This is a genomic window from Burkholderiales bacterium (genome assembly GCA_036262035.1).
Classification (GTDB): domain Bacteria; phylum Pseudomonadota; class Gammaproteobacteria; order Burkholderiales; family SG8-41; genus JAQGMV01.
On sequence record DATAJS010000010.1, the window covers coordinates 189,823 to 207,445 of the forward strand.

15 protein-coding genes and 1 tRNA gene are annotated in these 17,623 nt (G+C 66.9%); 11 read left to right on the forward strand and 5 right to left on the reverse strand.

Features of this window, described 5'->3' with window-relative positions; all coding sequences use genetic code 11:
• Positions 1-120 precede the first annotated feature (120 nt).
• Positions 121-1,794: a dihydroxy-acid dehydratase gene (ilvD, locus tag VHP37_08840; protein ID HEX2826438.1), complete on the reverse strand. Its 1,674-nt coding sequence runs from the start codon at positions 1,792-1,794 to the stop codon at positions 121-123.
• Between the two features lie 138 nt (positions 1,795-1,932).
• Between ilvD and lgt the strand changes: the two genes are divergently transcribed.
• The 5 genes from lgt to VHP37_08865 all read left to right on the forward strand — a co-directional run bounded on the left by lgt (position 1,933) and on the right by VHP37_08865 (position 7,234).
• Positions 1,933-2,727 (forward strand): prolipoprotein diacylglyceryl transferase, encoded by a 795-nt coding sequence (gene lgt / locus VHP37_08845; protein ID HEX2826439.1) that lies wholly within the window; start codon positions 1,933-1,935, stop codon positions 2,725-2,727.
• A 36-nt stretch (positions 2,728-2,763) separates the two neighbouring features.
• Positions 2,764-2,839 (forward strand) — tRNA-Ala (locus VHP37_08850).
• Positions 2,840-2,983: 144 nt separating this feature from the next.
• Entirely contained in the window at positions 2,984-4,855 is a 1,872-nt protein-coding gene (locus VHP37_08855; protein ID HEX2826440.1) for an ATPase, T2SS/T4P/T4SS family, read from the forward strand.
• A 98-nt stretch (positions 4,856-4,953) separates the two neighbouring features.
• Positions 4,954-6,078: an acyl-CoA dehydrogenase family protein gene (locus VHP37_08860; protein HEX2826441.1), complete on the forward strand. Its 1,125-nt coding sequence runs from the start codon at positions 4,954-4,956 to the stop codon at positions 6,076-6,078.
• A gap of 1 nt (position 6,079) precedes the next feature.
• A complete protein-coding gene (locus tag VHP37_08865) occupies positions 6,080-7,234 on the forward strand; it encodes an acyl-CoA dehydrogenase family protein (protein HEX2826442.1) in 1,155 nt (384 codons plus the stop codon).
• Positions 7,235-7,315: 81 nt separating this feature from the next.
• Here the strand turns inward: VHP37_08865 and VHP37_08870 are convergent, their stop codons facing one another.
• Entirely contained in the window at positions 7,316-7,639 is a 324-nt protein-coding gene (locus VHP37_08870; protein HEX2826443.1) for a tetratricopeptide repeat protein, read from the reverse strand.
• 36 nt (positions 7,640-7,675) lie between these two features.
• Here VHP37_08870 and recG point away from each other — a divergent pair, with 36 nt between their 5' ends.
• Genes recG through ubiD form a run of 4 tightly spaced genes read left to right on the forward strand, consistent with a single transcriptional unit; the run spans position 7,676 to position 12,634 of the window.
• Complete coding sequence (recG, locus tag VHP37_08875; GenBank protein HEX2826444.1) at positions 7,676-9,748, forward strand: ATP-dependent DNA helicase RecG; 2,073 nt, start codon at positions 7,676-7,678, stop codon at positions 9,746-9,748.
• Between the two features lie 11 nt (positions 9,749-9,759).
• Positions 9,760-10,296: a chorismate lyase gene (locus VHP37_08880; protein HEX2826445.1), complete on the forward strand. Its 537-nt coding sequence runs from the start codon at positions 9,760-9,762 to the stop codon at positions 10,294-10,296.
• Entirely contained in the window at positions 10,293-11,174 is an 882-nt protein-coding gene (ubiA, locus tag VHP37_08885) for a 4-hydroxybenzoate octaprenyltransferase (protein ID HEX2826446.1), read from the forward strand. Before VHP37_08880 ends, ubiA begins: the two co-directional genes overlap by 4 nt.
• The gene (gene ubiD / locus VHP37_08890) at positions 11,171-12,634 is read left to right on the forward strand and encodes a 4-hydroxy-3-polyprenylbenzoate decarboxylase (GenBank protein ID HEX2826447.1); all 1,464 of its coding nucleotides are present in this window, start codon (positions 11,171-11,173) and stop codon (positions 12,632-12,634) included. The genes ubiA and ubiD overlap by 4 nt, the downstream gene beginning before the upstream one ends.
• Before the next feature lie 89 nt (positions 12,635-12,723).
• Here ubiD and VHP37_08895 read toward each other — a convergent pair whose 3' ends face one another.
• From VHP37_08895 to bioA, 3 genes are all read right to left on the reverse strand, one after another.
• Positions 12,724-13,305, reverse strand: a complete 582-nt coding sequence (locus tag VHP37_08895) for an outer membrane beta-barrel protein (protein ID HEX2826448.1) — start codon at positions 13,303-13,305, stop codon at positions 12,724-12,726.
• Between the two features lie 61 nt (positions 13,306-13,366).
• The gene (gene dacB / locus VHP37_08900; protein ID HEX2826449.1) at positions 13,367-14,764 is read right to left on the reverse strand and encodes a D-alanyl-D-alanine carboxypeptidase/D-alanyl-D-alanine-endopeptidase; all 1,398 of its coding nucleotides are present in this window, start codon (positions 14,762-14,764) and stop codon (positions 13,367-13,369) included.
• Between the two features lie 124 nt (positions 14,765-14,888).
• A complete protein-coding gene (bioA, locus tag VHP37_08905; GenBank protein ID HEX2826450.1) occupies positions 14,889-16,187 on the reverse strand; it encodes an adenosylmethionine--8-amino-7-oxononanoate transaminase in 1,299 nt (432 codons plus the stop codon).
• 259 nt (positions 16,188-16,446) lie between these two features.
• Here bioA and VHP37_08910 point away from each other — a divergent pair, with 259 nt between their 5' ends.
• Together VHP37_08910 and groES are read left to right on the forward strand one after the other, a co-directional pair.
• Positions 16,447-17,094: a diguanylate cyclase gene (locus tag VHP37_08910; GenBank protein HEX2826451.1), complete on the forward strand. Its 648-nt coding sequence runs from the start codon at positions 16,447-16,449 to the stop codon at positions 17,092-17,094.
• A gap of 208 nt (positions 17,095-17,302) precedes the next feature.
• Positions 17,303-17,593: a co-chaperone GroES gene (gene groES, locus VHP37_08915; GenBank protein HEX2826452.1), complete on the forward strand. Its 291-nt coding sequence runs from the start codon at positions 17,303-17,305 to the stop codon at positions 17,591-17,593.
• The last annotated feature ends 30 nt before the right edge of the window (positions 17,594-17,623 follow it).

Here is a 17,623-nt window from a genome sequence, read left to right on the forward strand (position 1 = left end):
CGTACGCGGGAATCCATTTTTTCAGATCAAAGTCAACATGGCTCCCGGATCGCGTCCGCTATCGCGGACAGGTCCGGGACGACGCGACGGGCGTCGCGTCGGAATGACGACTTTGCGACGTCAGTCGGTCACCGCGCCCTTGGACGCGCTCGACACGAGCTTCATGAACTTGGCGAGCGCGCCCCGCGTGTACCGCGGCGCGGGCTGCTTCCAGGCCGCGCGGCGCTTCGCGAGCTCGTCGTCCGGCACGTTGAGCTGGATGAGGAGCCGGTCGGCGTCGATGGTGATCGAGTCGCCTTCCTGCACCAGCGCGATCGTGCCGCCGACGTACGCTTCGGGCGCGACGTGGCCGACCACCATGCCCCACGTGCCGCCGGAGAAGCGCCCGTCGGTGATGAGGCCGACCGAGTCGCCGAGGTCCTGGCCGATGAGCGCGCCGGTGGGCGCGAGCATCTCCTGCATGCCCGGGCCGCCTTTCGGTCCTTCGTAGCGGATCACCACCACGTCGCCGGCCTTGATCTTCTTCGCCATGATCGCGTCCATGGTCTCGCGCTCGGAGTCGAACACGCGCGCGGGTCCGGTGATCTTCGGCGACTTCAGACCGGTGATCTTGGCCACGCAGCCTTCGGTCGCGAGGTTGCCCTTGAGGATCGCGAGGTGGCCATGGGCATACAGCGGCTTGTCGAAGGGGCGAATGACGTCCTGGTCCTGCCGCGGCTGGTCCGGAATCTTCTCCAGCTCTTCGGCCATGGTGCGGCCCGTGATCGTCAGGCAGTCGCCGTGCAGCAGGCCCGCCTTCAGCAGCATCTTCAGCACCTGCGGCACGCCGCCGGCGCGGTTGAAATCGACCGCGACGTACTTGCCCGAGGGCTTGAGATCGCACAGCACCGGAACCTTCTTGCGCATGCGCTCGAAGTCGTCGATCGTCCACTCGATCTCGGCCGCGTGCGCGATCGCGAGGTAGTGCAGCACCGCGTTGGTCGAGCCGCCGGTCGCCATGATGAGCGCGACCGCGTTTTCGATCGCTTTTTTGGTGACGATGTCGCGCGGTTTGATGTTCTTCTTCACCGCTTCGACCAGCGTCTTCGCGGACGCTCCGGCCGAATCGGCTTTCTCGGGATCGGGTGACGCGAGCTGCGAGGAGCCGAGCAGGCTCATGCCGAGCGCCTCGAACGACGAGGACATCGTGTTCGCGGTGTACATGCCGCCGCACGCGCCGACGGTCGGGCACGCGTTCTTCTCGATGCCGACGAAGTCTTCCTCGCTCATCTTGCCCGCGGCGAACGCGCCCACCGCTTCGAACGAGCTGACGATCGTGAGGTCCTGCCCTTTCCACTTGCCCGGCTTGATCGTGCCGGCGTAGACGTAGATCGCGGGCACGTTCATGCGCAGGATCGCGATCATGCCGCCGGGCATGTTCTTGTCGCAGCCGCCGCAGACCAGCACGCCGTCCATCGCCTGGCCGTTGACCGCGGTCTCGATGGCGTCGGCAATGACCTCGCGCGAAACCAGCGAGTATTTCATCGCCTCGGTGCCCATGCCGATGCCGTCGGTGATCGTCGGCACGCCGAACATCTGCGGCATCGCGCCCGCATCGTGCAAAGCGGCGATCGCGCGATCGACGAGCGGCTGTATGCCGGCGTTGCACGGATTCATCGTCGAGTGCCCGTTCGCGACGCCGATGATCGGCTTCTCGAAATCGCCGTCGCCGAAACCGACCGCGCGCAGCATCGCGCGGTTCGGCGAGCGTGCGACACCGTGGGTGATGAGATGGCTGCGTCTGTTCAGCGCCATGGGGAAAGTCCTTGCGAGAATGCGTCTACAATCGAGCCGGATATTCTAACGCCGACTCTTGCCGCAGCTGACGCCGCGTCAAAAGCCGCAACTACATCCCTCAAGCGGCTATCGCCGCTACATCCGATCGCCCCTCCGATGCTCGTTCACCCTCAGTTCGATCCCGTCGCAGTGCATCTCGGTCCGCTCGCGATCCGCTGGTACGGTCTCATGTACTTGGTCGGTTTCGCCCTGATCTGGTGGTTGGGCGCCCGGCGCATCGCGAAAAACCCCGGCGGCGTGTGGACGCGCAAGGATCTCGAGGACGCGATGTTCTACGGCATCCTCGGCACGATCCTCGGCGGGCGGCTGGGCTACGTGCTCTTCTACAAGCTCTCCGATTACCTCGCCGAGCCGCTGAAGATCTTCGCGGTGTGGGAAGGCGGCATGTCGTTCCACGGCGGCATGCTCGGCGTGATCCTCGCGATGTGCATCTTCGCGTGGCGCCGCAGGCAGGATTGGCTTGCGATCACCGATTTCGTGGCGCCGCTCGTGCCGTTGGGGCTCGCGGCCGGCCGCCTGGGCAACTTCATCAACGCCGAGCTCTGGGGACGGCCGACCGACGTGCCGTGGGCGATGATCTTCCCCAACGCCGACAACGTGCCGCGCCATCCGTCGCAGCTCTACGAGCTCGGCCTCGAAGGCATCGCGCTCTTCATCCTGCTCTTCTGGTATTCGTCCAGGCCGCGCCCGCGCGGGGCCGTCTCGGGCATGTTCCTGATCGGCTACGGGACCTTCCGCTTCATCGTCGAATACACGCGCGAGCCCGACAGCTACCTGGGTCTGCTCGCCATGGGCTTCTCGATGGGGCAGTGGCTGTCGCTTCCCATGATCGCCGCCGGTATCGGTTTCGTCGCGTGGGCCTACCGCTCGCGACCGCAGAAGGCTTTGTAGAATCAGAGCGGTACGCTACAATCGCGCTCTCTTCACGGGGTGGTAGCTCAGCTGGGAGAGCGTCGCGTTCGCAATGCGAAGGTCGGGAGTTCGATCCTCCTCCACTCCACCAGATTCGAGACAAAGGGTCAGCAGGCCGTGCGCCGCTGGCCCTTTTGCATGGGTAGGCGAACGATCGCGTTGCGCCGCTCCGTCGTTTGACTTCCCCGCGCCCGCGCGCTAGATAAGATCAATTCCCAGACCATCGGACGCGGGCATGGACGAGCTCGATCAATCCGCCGCAGGCCTCGAGTCGATCCGCGTAGAAGAGCGTCCTGCGCAGTCGACGCTCGAGAAGATCTGCGACGCCGAAAACCTCGCCACGGCGCTCGGCGCGAAAAGCACGACCTCGGTCGTCAAGCTCGGCGACTTCCTCGTGCAGCTCGGGCTGCTCAATCGCGATCAGCTCGGCATCGCGCTCCAGTACCAGCAGGGCGACCCGAAGAAACACCTCGGCGAGATCCTCGTCGAGCTGGGCTTTCTCACGCGCGAGCAGGTCGACCTCGTGCTGTGCCAGAAGCTCGGCATTCCTTTCGTCGACCTCTCGAAGTTCGTGATCGAGCCGCGGGTGCTGAAAGCGCTGCCCGAAGAGCTCGTGCGCAAGAACGCGATCGTGCCGCTGTGCTACGCCGAGGGGCGTCTGGTGATTGCGATGCCCGATCCGCTCCAGCGCGACGTGATCGAGCGCGTGCGCTTCTTCACCCAGGGCGGGGTGGTGCCGGTGATGGCGAACGTCGACGAGATCGAGCGCGTCATCGTCACGTTCTTCGGCGGCCCGACCGAGCGCCACGAGATCCAGGCGATCGCCCGGCAGCTCCGCGACGAGCTGTCGCAGGACCACGAGGCCAAGGACGAGGCGATCAAGGAGAACGACAGCACGCTCGTTCGCCTCGTCAACAAGATGATCATCGACGCGCACAACGCGGGCGCGTCGGACATCCACGTCGAGGCGAACCGCGGCCGCGAGAACGTGGTGGTGCGCTTCCGCAACGACGGCGTGCTGTCGGAGTACCTGCGGCTGCCCTACAACTTCCGCTCGGCCATGGTGTCGCGGCTGAAGATCATGGCCGGGCTCGACATCTCCGAGCGCCGGCGCGCGCAGGACGGCCGCATCAACTTCCTCGAGTTCAGCCACATCGAGCTCGAGCTGCGCGTGGTCACGGTGCCGACGCGCGACAGCCTCGAGGACGTGGTGATGCGGCTGCTCGCGGCGACCGAGGCGCTGCCGCTGCCCAAGCTCGGCCTTTCCGAGAACCAGATGAAGCAGGTGCGCGAGCTCATCCGCAAGCCGTACGGCCTCATCCTCGCGGCGGGTCCGACCGGATCGGGCAAGACCACCTCGCTGCACTCGCTGGTGAGCGAGATCAACGAGCCCGGCACCAAGATCTGGACGGCGGAGAACCCGATCGAGATCACGCAGCAGGGCTTGCGGCAGGTGCAGGTCAACCCGCGCATCGGCTGGGATTTCGCGACCGTGATGCGCGCGTTCCTGCGGGCGGACCCTGACGTCATCATGGTCGGCGAGATGCGCGACCAGGAGACCGCGGGCATCGCGGTCGAGGCCTCGCTCACCGGCCACCTCGTGCTCTCGACGCTGCACACCAACAGCGCGGCCGAGACCGTGGTGCGCCTGCTCGACATGGGCATCGACCCGTTCAGCTTCAGCGATTCGCTGCTCGCGGTGCTCGCGCAGCGTCTCGCCCGCCGTCTGTGCATACGCTGCCGCGTCAAGCGCCCGGCCAGACCGGACGAAATCCAGGCGCTGGCCGGGGAGTATTGCTTCGATACCGAGCTCAAACCGGCCGACCTGATCGAGCAGTGGAACGCGCGCTACGGCGGGCGGCTCGTGATGCACGACGTGCGCGGCTGCGACTTCTGCCGCCGCACCGGCTACCGCGGCCGTATCGGTCTGTTCGAGCTCCTCATCGTGACCCCCGAGATGCGGCGCATGATGCTGCGGCGGGCGTCGGCGCCGGAGCTGCGCCTCTACGCGATGAGCGCCGGCATGCGGACGCTCAAGCAGGACGGCATCGACAAAGTGCTCGCGGGCGATACCGACATGCACGAGGTGCGCGCGGCGGCATTTTGACAGCACGTAGCGCCGCCAGGCGCATAAGCGCGCTTTTGCGCGGAGAGGTGCGGCCTCGGCCGCACCGACCAGCGGTGTAGATCTTTCAGGAGGAGAGAATGGCATCCGAACACGCGGCGATGCTCAAGGAGAGCGTCGCCGACTTCATCGCGCGCGGCATGGACATCGGCCGCGTGCGCAAGCTGCGCGGCACGCCCGGCGAATATGACCGCGCCGTCTGGAAGCAGATGGCCGATCTGGGCTGGCTCGGCATCGCCGTTCCCGAGGCGTACGGCGGCATGGGGCTCGGCCTGGCGGAGACGGCCATCGTCGCCGAAGGGCTCGGCCGCGCGCTCGCGCCGGAGCCCTACACGGCGTGCGCGGTGCTCGCCGCGACGATTCTCGCCGAGGGCGACAACGAGCCGCTCAAGGCCGACGTGCTTCCGCGCATTGCCGGCGGCGACCTCATACCCGCGGTGGCGTGGCAGGAGCAGGCCGGCGCCACCGACGGCGCTCACGTCGCGCTCGCCGCGACGCCTTTCGAAGGCGGCTATCGGCTGAACGGCACCAAGCGCTACGTGGTCGGCGCCGCCGGCGCGGACGCTTACATCGTCGCAGGCAAGGCCGACAGCGGTCTCGTGCTCGGCTATCTCGATCGCAACGCGGCGGGCGTGACACAGGCGCTCGAGCCGCTCGCCGACGGCCGCCACTTCGGCACGCTCGCGCTCGACAACGCCCTGGTGCCGCGCGAGCGCGTGATCGCGACCGGCGATGCGGCGGCCGCGGCGCTCTCGCGCGCGCTCGACCGCGCGCGCGCCGTCGCGAGCGCGGAGCTCTACGGCGTGATGAGCCGCGCGCTCGAGATGAGCGTCGACTACATGAAGACGCGCGTGCAGTTCGGCAAGCCGATCGGGAGCTTCCAGGCGTTGCAGCACCGCGCGGTGAATCTCTACATCCAGCAGCAACTGGCTTCGGCGACGCTGGACGACAGCTTGCGGGTGCTCGATCGCGATCCCGAGCCGCGCCAGCGCGCCGCGATCGCGAGCCGGCTCAAGGCACGCTGCTCCGACGCAGGCGTGCGCATCGCGCGCGAAGCGATCCAGATCCACGGTGCGATCGGCTTCACCGACGAATACGACGCGGGGCTGTATCTGAAGCGCGCGCTCGTGCTCGCGGCGTGGCTCGGCACCGCGACCCAGCACCGCCGCCGTTACGCCGCGCTGGCGCTGCAATCGGAGGACTGACATGGCTGAGATCGATTACAACGCGCTGCCGGACGCCGATTTCCGCGCCATGGTGCGCGAGTTCGTCGAAACCGAATATCCGCAGGACATGCGCTTCCTGTCGCGGCGCATCCGCATGGACGAAGCCCGCCCGTGGTGGAACAAGCTCGTAAAGAAAGGCTGGATCGCGCCCAACTGGCCGCGCGAGCTCGGCGGCATGGCCCTCGATCCGGGGAAGATGGTCATCTACCTCGAAGAGATGGAGCGCCACGGCGTCATGCGCGCCGCCGACCAGGGCATCACGCAGGTCGGACCGATCCTCATGAAATACGGGACCGACGCGCAGAAGGACTACTTTCTCGAGCGCACGCGCACCGGAGACATCATCTGGGCGCAGGGTTACTCCGAGCCGAACGCGGGCTCCGACCTCGCCAACCTGCAAACCTCAGCGGTGATCGAAGGCGACGAGTTCGTCATCAACGGCATGAAGATCTGGACGTCGTTCGCGCAGGAATCGACGCACATCTACCTGCTCGTGCGCACCGACCGCGAAGCGAAGAAGCAGAAAGGCATCAGCTTCCTGCTGATCGAGTCCGATCTGCCGGGGATCACGATTCGCCCGATCCGCAACATCGCGGGCCACGAAGAGTTCTGCCAGGTGTTCTTCGACAACGTGCGCGTGCCGCGCGACCGCCTGGTCGGCAAGCTCAACGAAGGCTGGACGGTGGCGAAGGCGCTGCTCGGGCATGAGCGCCTCAACATCGGCAGCCCGCGGCGGCCGCAGTACGCGCTGATGCGGCTCGAGATGCTGGCCCGCGCCAAAGGGCTGATGGACGATGCCGGTTTCGTCGACCGCTTCGTCGCGATCAAGCTCGACCTGGAAGATCTCGCTTCGCTCTACGGGCGATACGTCGAGCAGGTGAAGCGCGGCGAGCCGCTCGGGCCCGACGTGTCACAGCTCAAGATCTGGGCGATGGAAGTCTGGCAGCAGCTGACCGACCTCCTCGTGGAGACCGGAGCGGAGGACGGCGTGATCGAAGGTGCGCACGACGTGGCGGGGGTGGAGCTCGATTTCCTCGCGCCGTTCTATTACGCGCGGCCGGGGACGATCTACGGCGGGTCGAGCGAGGTCCAGCGGAACATACTGTCCAAATACGTTCTGGAGCTGCCGTCGTAGATCTCACTCCGTAGGGTGCGCGCGAGCGCACCGCGTCGCTAGGGGGGCGTTACCACGCACCCTATGCAAGACTGTGCATCGTCACGGCTTGGATTCAAGCCGCCGCGCGAATACCGCCATCTCCTTGGCCGCCTGCTTGTCGCCTTTCTTCTCGGCGACGGCGATACCCTTGCGGTATGCGTCCAGCGCCTCGGCGCGAGAGCCCGCGGCCTCATGCGCTTTGCCGAGCAGCTTCCACGCGGCGGAGTACTCCGGATCGTGCGCGAGCGCCGCCCGCAAGTGCTCCACCGCGGCCGCGGCTTCGCCGGCCTTGAGGTACTCGTTGCCGAGGCTGTAGCGCAGCAGCGCGTTGTCGCGGCCGGCCGCGAGCATCTTGAGGAGGTTGTCCAGGAGGAGCGACGCCATTTGATACTTTGGTGAGGGCGCTTCATCATAGCAAACGTGAAATCTTCATCGGCCGCCGACGCCGCGACGCCCGACCTCACCGGCATACAGAGAGCGACCCTCGACAAGCTCGCGAAGCTTGGCGTAAACCGCCCTTTCGATCTGGTCCTGCATCTCCCTCTCCGCTACGACGACGAGACGCGCATCCACGCCATCGCCGAAGCGCCGGCCTCGCTCGACGTGCTGGTCCAGGGCCGTGTCGCCAAGTGCGACGTGAAGTATCGCCCCCGTCGCCAGCTCGTCGCGCACATCGAGGACGGCAGCGGCGTGCTCACCCTGCGCTTCATCAACTTCTATCCGAGCCAGATCAAGCAGCTCGCGGAAGGCACCCTGGTGCGCGCATTCGGCGAGATCCGTCACGGCTTCTTCGGGCCGGAGATGGTGCACCCCAAGGTCAGGACCGTGCACGAGGACGCGGCGGTGGCGAAGGCGCTGACGCCGGTCTATCCCACCACTGCGGGACTCACGCAGGAGACCCTGCGCCGCTCGATCGACAGAGCGCTGCGCGAATGCGACCTCGCCGACACCCTCCCTGCGACGCTGACCGCTGCGCTGAAGCTGCCGCGCTTCAAGGAAGCGGTGACGTTCCTGCATCGCCCGCCGCCCGAGGTGTCGCTGGGCGATCTCCAGGCGCGCGAGCACCCGGCGTGGCGCCGCATCAAGTTCGACGAGCTGCTCGCGCAACAGCTCTCGATGCGCCTGCACTACAGCAAGCGCAAGGCGGCCGACGCGCCGGCGCTGAAAGCCAAACGCACGCTCACCAAACAGCTCCTCGCTTCGCTGCCGTTCGAGCTGACCGCGGCCCAGCAGCGTGCGCTGCACGACATCGAGCTCGACATCGCGCAGCCCTATCCCATGCAGCGCCTGCTCCAGGGCGACGTGGGCAGCGGCAAGACGGTCGTTGCGGCGCTGGCGGCGTTGCAGGCGGTGGAGAACGGCAAGCAGGTCGCGGTGATGGCGCCGACCGAGATCCTCGCCGAGCAGCACTTCCGCAAGCTCGACGGCTGGTTTGCGCCGATCGGCGTCGAGGTGACGTGGATCGCGGGCGGACTGAAGAAGCGCGAGCGCGAAGCCGCGCTCGAAGCGGTCGCGAGCGGCCGTGCGCGCGTCGCGGTCGGGACGCACGCATTGTTCGAGGACGTCGTGCAGTTCGACACCCTCGCGCTCGCGATCGTCGACGAGCAGCACCGCTTCGGCGTGCACCAGCGCCTGGCGCTGCGCAACAAAGGCACGCGCGCGGGGAAGACGCAGCCGCACCAGCTCATGATGAGCGCCACGCCCATTCCGCGCACCCTCGCGATGAGCTATTACGCCGATCTCGACGTGTCGGTGATCGACGAGCTGCCGCCCGGCCGCACGCCGGTCGCGACGCGCCTCGTCTCCGACAGCCGCCGCGACGAGGTCGTGCAGCGCGTGCGCGATGCGTGCATGGCCGGCAGCCAGGCGTACTGGGTGTGCCCGCTCATCGAGGAGTCGGAGACCCTGCAGCTCAAGACCGCGCTCGAGACCTACGAGACCGTGCAGGCCGCGTTTCCGGAGCTCAGATCCGGTCTCATCCACGGGCGGCTCAAGAGCGACGAGAAAGCCGCGGTGATGGACGCCTTCAAGCGCGGCGAGATCCAGCTGCTCGTCGCGACCACGGTGATCGAGGTCGGCGTCGACGTGCCCAACGCGAGCCTGATGGTGATCGAGCACGCCGAGCGCATGGGCCTGTCGCAGCTGCATCAGCTTCGCGGCCGTGTCGGCCGCGGGGCCGCCAAGAGCACGTGCATCCTGCTCTACGCCAACCCGCTCACCGCGACCGCGCGCGACCGGCTGAAGATCATCTTCGAGAACAGCGACGGCTTCGAAGTCGCGCGCCACGACCTGCGCATCCGCGGCCCCGGCGAGCTGCTCGGCGCGCGCCAGAGCGGCGTGCCGATGCTGCGCTTCGCCGATCTCGCGGTGGACATCGATCTGCTCGATGCCGCGCGCGATACCGCGGAGCGACTGCTGCGCGACGATCCCGACGCCGCGCACGCCCATCTCGAGCGGTGGCTGGGGGGAAGGCACGAGTTGCTGAAGGTATAATCGACACCTTCGTGACACCCATTCCCCGCGACACTTTCTGGCAGCCCGCACCCGCTGCAGCCGGCCGCTATCGTCCCTGGTTGACCGATGCGGGCTCGCTCACCGCCCGAGTGAAGGCGCGGTGCGCCGACTTCAACGTGCGCCTGCTGTTCCAGGGGCTGCGCCGTCCCGATCGCGACGAGCGCTTCGTCTTTCCCCATGGCGGGCGGGCGCGCGTGATCGTGCGCGAGGTGTTCCTGTGCTGCGGCGAGGTGCCCGTCGTGTTCGCTCACACCGTGCTCGATCCGCACGACCTTCACGGTACGTGGCGCAGCGTCGCGAAGCTCGGCACGCGGCCGCTCGGCGCGGCGCTCTTCGCCGATCCGCGCGTGCATCGCCATGCGCTGCGCTCGCGCAAGCTCCACGCGCATCACGAGCTGCGGCGGCGGCTGCAGCGCTACACCGGCGAGCCCGCCGGTTCCTTGTGGGCCCGGCGCTCGCTATTCCACGTGCATGATTCCCCTATACTGGTGACCGAAGTCTTTCTTCCGGAGATACTTCGGCTATGACGCTCGTCGAGCGGCTCGGCGCGTACGAAAAGCTGATGCGGCTCGACCGGCCGATCGGCATCCTCCTCCTGCTATGGCCCACGCTGTGGGGCTTGTGGTACGCCGCTTACGACGTACCCGATCTCGACATCCTGTTGATCTTCTTCACCGGCACGGTGCTGATGCGCTCGGCGGGCTGCATCGTCAACGACTTCGCCGACCGCAACTTCGATCCGCACGTCGAGCGCACGCGTAACCGGCCGCTTGCCGCAGGCATCATCAAGCCGTGGGAAGCGCTCGTGCTCGCGGCCGTGCTGTTCCTCCTCGCGTTCATGCTGGTGCTGCGCACCAACGAGCTCGCGGTGATGCTCGCGTTTCCGGCCCTGGCGATCGCGGTGATCTACCCGTTTCTCAAGCGCTTTTTCTCTTTCCCGCAGGCCTGGCTGGGCATCGCTTTCGGCTTCGGCATCCCGATGGGCTATGCCGCGCAGTACGGCAAGCTCGTGCCGGTGGTGTGGGTGCTCCTGATCGCGAACGTGTTCTGGGCGATCGCCTACGACACCGAGTACGCGATGGTCGACCGCGACGACGACCTCAAGATCGGCGTCAAATCCTCGGCGATCCTCCTCGGCAAGCACGACGTCGCGGGGGTGATGGCGTGCCACGCGATCTTCCTCGCGCTGATGGCGATCGTCGGCTGGTGGCAGCTGAACGGGCTGCTCTATTACGTCGGACTGATCATCGCGGCGGTGCTCGTGCACCAGCAGTACACGATGATCCGCACGCGCGAGCGCGACGCCTGCTTCGAGGCCTTCCTCAACAACAACTGGGTCGGCCTCGCGATCTTCGCCGGGCTCGCGCTCGATCTCTTCTTCCGCGTCCGGATCGGCTGGCTGTGAAGTACGCCGACCTGCGCGATTTCCTGGCGCGGCTGGAAGCGGCCGGCGAGCTCAAGCGCGTCGCCGCGGAAGTCGATCCCAACCTCGAAATGACCGAGATCTGCGACCGCGTGCTCAAGGCGGGCGGCCCCGCGCTGCTCTTCGAGAAGCCGCGCGGACATTCGATGCCGGTGCTCGGCAATCTCTTCGGCACGCCGCGGCGGGTCGCGCTCGGCATGGGGCGCGACAGCGTCGAAGCGTTGCGCGAGCTGGGGCAGCTGCTCGCGTATCTGAAGGAGCCCGAGCCGCCGAAAGGCCTGCGCGATGCGTGGGAGAAGCTTCCGCTGCTCAAACAGATCCTCACCATGGAGCCGCGCGTGGTGCGCGACGTGCCGTGCCAGGAGGTGGTGAAGTCGGGAGACGAGGTCGACCTCGCCGAGCTGCCGATCCAGACGTGCTGGCCGGGCGACGCCGCGCCGCTCGTGACGTGGGGCCTCACGGTCACGCGCGGGCCGAGCAAGAAGCGCCAGAACCTCGGCATCTATCGCCAGCAGGTGATCGGCCGCAACAAGCTCATCATGCGCTGGCTCGCGCATCGCGGCGGCGCGCTCGACTTCCGCGATCACACGCTGGCCCATCCGCGCGAGCCGTTTCCCGTCGCGGTGGCGCTCGGGGCCGATCCGGCGACCATGCTCGGCGCGGTCACGCCGGTGCCGGACACGCTGTCGGAGTACCAGTTCGCCGGGCTGTTACGCGGCGCCAAGACCGAGATCGCGAAAGGCCTGCTTTCCGACCTGCAGGTGCCGGCGCGCGCCGAGATCGTGCTCGAAGGCCACATCTACCCGGACGAGACCGCGCTGGAAGGTCCTTTCGGCGACCACACCGGCTATTACAACGAGCGCGAGCGCTTTCCGGTGTTCACGGTCGAGCGGATCACCAGCCGGCGCGATCCGATCTATCACTCCACCTACACCGGCAAGCCGCCCGACGAGCCCGCGGTGCTCGGCATGGCGCTCAACGAAGTCTTCGTGCCGCTGCTCGCCAAGCAGTTCCCGGAGATCGTCGACTTCTACCTGCCGCCCGAAGGCTGCTCGTACCGCCTGGCGTGCGTGTCGATGAAGAAGCAGTACCCCGGTCACGCCAAGCGCGTCATGTTCGGCGTGTGGTCGTTCCTGCGGCAGTTCATGTACACCAAGTTCATCATCGTCACCGACGACGACGTGAACGTGCGCGACTGGAAGGAAGTGATCTGGGCGCTGACCACGCGCGTCGATCCCAAGCGCGACACGCTGATCGCGGATTCGACGCCGATCGACTATCTGGATTTCGCGAGCCCCGTCGCGGGTCTGGGCTCGAAGATGGGCATCGACGCGACCAACAAGTGGCCGCAGGAGACCGACCGCGAGTGGGGCCGGCCGATCGCGATGAGCGACGAGGTGAAACGGCGCGTCGACGAGATCTGGAAGGACCTGGGCCTGTAGCGCAGGCCTGTCCTGAGCCTGTCGAAGGGCGCCCTCGCCCGCAGGGTTCAGGCCCCGCGTGCTGGAGGCGAGGCGCCTGCGCTACGCCATCAGTACCACCCGTAGAGCAGCCCGATGCTCCAGTAATCGATCTTGCCCTTGCCGGTCGTGTTCTCGTCGCCGACGTCGTGGTAGCGCTGCCATTCCAGGCGCGCCGCGAAGTTGCGGGCGAAATTCACCCGGACGCCTCCGCCGAAGGTGGGGTCGGTCGTGTTCTCCTTGACCTCACCCCCGGGGGCGTTGGCCTTGGTACGCATATAGGCGACGCCCGCTTTACCGTAGACGGCGAACATCTCGTTGATCGGGAGCGTGAACACGCCGACGAGGTCGGCGCCGCGCGACCTGACCGACACCCCCGTCCCCGACACCTCGGCCTTGCCGAGATTGGCGTAACCGAGCTCGAGTCCGAGATGGCGGTTGAACTGCCAGCCGGCAAATCCTTTCCACGCGACGTCTTTCTCGTCGCAGGAGACGCCCACGATACCGGCGCAGGCGTTGCGATACTCCGACCCCCCGATCGACCCGCCGAGGTACAGCCCGGTATCCATGCGCCCGAACTGCAGTTGAGCAGCGGCCGGCAGGGCGGCCAGGGCCACCGCTGCGGCGAGCAGCCATTTCATTACGCGCTTCATCACGTTCTCCCCATGTCGACCAACCCGACGTGCGCTAGCAAGCGTCGCTCCCGAGCGGCGCTCAACGTGCCGCACGATATACCCATCGCAGCAGTGCATCCTGCGCATCCCGTGCGCCGGCGGCGTTGGGGTGGTTCACGATGAAGGCCACGGCGAGGCGGCGGCCGCGCGCGTCCAGCACGTAGCCGCCGATCGCGCGCACCCCGTTCAGGCTGCCGGTCTTGATGTGCGCCTGTCCGGCGACCTCGGCGTTGTTGAGCCGCCGGCGCATCGTGCCGTCGGCCGCGACGACCGGGAGCGACGCCATCAGCTCCGGCATGACGGGGCTGCGATACGCCGCGACCAGCAGATCGCTCAAGGTGCGTGCGCTGATGCGCTCGATGCGCGAGAGCCCGGAACCGTTGTCGACGACGAGCTCGGGGGCCGCGATGCCTTTCTGCGCGAGCCATTGCCTGAGCACGTTGCGCGACTTGTCGAGGGTGCCCGGCGTGCCTTCGCCCAGCGCGCCCAGGGTGAGGAAAAGCTGCCGCGCCATGACGTTGTTGCTGTACTTGTTGATGTCGCGGACGACTTCGGACAGCGCTTCGGAGCGGGTCGAGGTGAGCAGACGCGCGGCCGGCGGGACCTTGCCGTCGCGTACCGTGCCGCTGAACGTTCCCCCCAGCTCTCGCCAGAGCTGCGCGAACAGCGCACCGACGTATGCACGGTGTCCGAGCAGGCTGAAGCTGCGCGTGCGCTCGCCGCAGTCGCGCGAGTACGGGCCGGTCAGCGTGAGGCGCGCCGATTCGCCGGCGAGCTGCGCTTCGACCTTGATGCGCGCCAGCCAGTCACCGCACGCGGCGTCGTTGTAGGCGAGCGCGTTGACGACCTGAATCTCTCGCACCGGCGGTTCGGCGACGATGCGCACGCTGCGCGACTCGGGCTCGGGGACGAGCGTCAGCGTGATCGCCTTGAAGTTGACGAGCAGCGCGTCGGGCCCGACGTTGTACGGGCGCAGCGGCTCGCCGTCGAACGCGGCGGGATCGTACTCGTCGACCCTGAAGAAGCTCCGGTCGAGCACGAGGTCGCCGCGGATGTCGCGCAAGCCGCGGCCGCGCAACGCGCGCAACATCAGCCAGAAGTTCTCCAGCGTCAGCTTGGGGTCGCCGTAACCCTTGATGACCAGATCGCCCGCGAGAATTTCGTTCGCGACCGGCCCCGCGGCGTAGATATCGGTGTTCCACGTGTATGCCGGCCCGAGCAGCTCGAGCGCCGCGTAGGTGGTGACGAGCTTCATCGTGGACGCGGGATTGAGCGCGCGCTCCGGGTTGTGCGAGAGCAGCGCCTTGTCGGTCGCGACGTCCCGCACGTAGAGGCTGACCGCTGTTTCGGGAATGCCCGCGGCTGCGAGCGCCTGCGCGACGGGCGGCGGCAGCGCGGCGGCTGCAACGCTCATGAAGAACGCGAGGAGCAACGCCAAAACCGTTCGTGTTGAGCGTAGCGAAGCGAAGTCGAAACACGAACGCACTCGTGCGCACTTCGACTTCGCGCTACGCGCGCAGCCTGTCCTGAGCGCAGTCGAAGGGCTCAGTGCGAACGGATTTTCAAAGCCCATCGACGATTTCCACCGTCCTATCCACCAGCATCGCGAGCTCGTCCTCGGTGATGGTGTAGGGCGGCATGAAATAGACGGTGTTGCCGATCGGCCGCAGCAGGAGCTCGCGTTCCAGCGCGGCGGCGAAGATGCGGCGGCTCACGCCCTCGCCGTCGGCGTCGACTTCGAACGCCCAGATCATCCCGGTGTTGCGGAAGTCGCGCACGCGCGCGTGCTGCGCGAGCGGCTCGCACAGCGCGTTCATCGTCGCGGCTTTGGCGCGGTTGGCTTCGAGCACGTCGTCCGCTTCGAAGATCGCGAGCGTCGCGAGCGCCGCGCGGCACGCGAGGGCGTTGCCGGTGTACGAATGCGAGTGCAGGAAGCCGCGCGTCACCGCGTCGTCGTAGAACGCGCCGTAGATCGCATCGCTGGTCATCACGGCCGACAGCGGCAGGTAGCCGCCGGTGATCCCCTTGGACAGGCACAGGAAGTCCGGCGCGATGCCCGCCTGCTGGTGGGCGAAGAACGTCCCGGTGCGGCCGAAGCCGGTCATGATCTCGTCGGCGATGAGATGCACCTCGAAGCGATCGCAGATCTCGCGCACGCGCGCGAGGTAGTGCGCGTCGTACATCGCCATGCCGGTCGCGCCCTGCACCAGCGGCTCGACGATGACCGCCGCGGTGGCGGGGTGGTGCGCAGCGAGATAGCGCTCGAGATCGAGCGCGGCGCGCGCGGCGTAATCGCGCGGCGTCTCGTCCTCCGCCCTGAGCCGCCAGTCCGGGCTGGTCACCTGCGCGCTGCGCTGTAACAGCGGCGCGTACGTGTCGCGAAAGATCGCCACGTCGGTCACCGACAGCGCGCCGAGCGTCTCGCCGTGATAGCTGCCTTTGAGGCTGACGAACTGCGTCTTCTGCGCGCGTCCGCTGTTGCGCCAGTAGTGGAAGCTCATCTTGAGTGCGATCTCGGTCGCCGACGCGCCGTCGCTGCCGTAGAAGCAGTGTCCGAGCCGTCCGCCCGTCAGCGCGGCGAGCTTCTCCGACAGCTCGACGACCGGCTCGTGCGTGAATCCCGCGAGCATCGCGTGCTCGAGCGACGAGAGCTGATCGACGAGCGCCGCGTTGATGCGCGGATTGGCGTGGCCGAAGAGGTTCACCCACCACGAGCTCACCGCATCGAGGTAGCGCTTGCCGTCGAAGTCGTAGAGCCAGCACCCGCTCGCGCATGCCAGCGGAATGAGCGGCAGCGTCTCGTGCTGCTTCATCTGGGTGCAGGGATGCCACACCGAGGCGAGGCTGCGCTTTAGCAGCATGTCGTTCCGAGTGCTAGTTTGCATTGTGAAAAAGGCGACTCAAGAATCTACGGCGGGAGTGCGTACACGCACTGCGCGCCGCTCTACGGGGGAATACAAAGAAGCCATACGCGCGGGCGATCGGAGGGGGAAAGAGGCAGCACTGCACGTCTTGTTACAACTTTCCGCTCAACCCGGGGCCATCGCTGCACGTTAATGGAAGTACACGCGAAGTGGCATTGAGCTTGCTTTGAAGTCTAGCACTGAGGAGATGCTCGTCATGTCGATGCGTATACTCGAAAGCATAGAGCAGCAGATGAGCTCCACGAGCCTGCCGCTCGTCGGTGTCACGCTGGCGGCGGTGCCGTGTCCCGATACCCCCGTCATACTCACGCTGCACTGGCACGGCTTCATCAAGGAGAAGCTGGCCGACCTCGAAGAGGCCGAGACGGTCTCGTACACGCCGATACCGAGCTCCGCGCTGCAACTCAACCAGCGCTGGAACGATCTGGTCGCCGTCGATCTCGCGACGATGGAAGCCGCATGGAAGCTCGGCGCGTGGGACGTCTCGCGCGCCGAACGACCCGCGTGCACGCGCCCCGGCGCGCAAGGCACCGAAGCGTACGAATGCCTCCAGGCTTTCGGCTCGTTCCCCTACGGCATCAACGGCAACCAGATCGTCGTGTCCGACGCGCCCGACGCCGACGATCTCGTCCAGCTCGCCGCAAACCGCGGTTACCTCATGTGGATCTTCCGCCCGGTCAAAGGCAGCATCTGGGCGGAGTACGCCGACGACGCGACGCTCGGGCCGGAAGGCACGCGCGCCGGCCCCTGCCCGCATCGGCCCATCGCCCCCACCTGCGACGGCAAGCGCCAGACGGTCTACCGCTTCGGCCGCTCCAGCGCCGGGGTCAAGCTCGACAGCTGATCCGGCGGGCACCCCTCGCGCGGCCGCCTCCGGGCGGCCGTTTTCGTTTGGGAAATCGGGGACAGACCCCAATTTCCGGGTCCCGCCTGTTGAAATCCACCGCGGCCGCCATTATCATTAGCACTCGCTTGGGTTGAGTGCTAGCAGGTAAGCTGGCCCGCCAGGCCCCCATCCGGATTCCCGTACGTTTCAGAAGGAGAGCCGCAACATGAAAATTCGTCCGCTGCACGACCGCATCATCGTGAAGCGCCTGGAAGAAGAGCGTAAGACCGCTTCCGGCATCGTGATCCCCGACACCGCCGCCGAGAAGCCCGACCAGGGCGAAGTGCAGGCCGTCGGCAAAGGCAAGAAAACCGACGACGGCAAGGTCCTGCCGCTCGACGTCAAAGTCGGCGACCGCGTGCTGTTCGGCAAGTACTCGGGCCAGACCGTCAAAGTGCAGGGCGAGGAGCTCCTCGTGATGCGCGAAGAAGACATCATGGGCGTCATCGAGCAGTAATTACCGCCGCAAGCACATTCAGGAGAACTC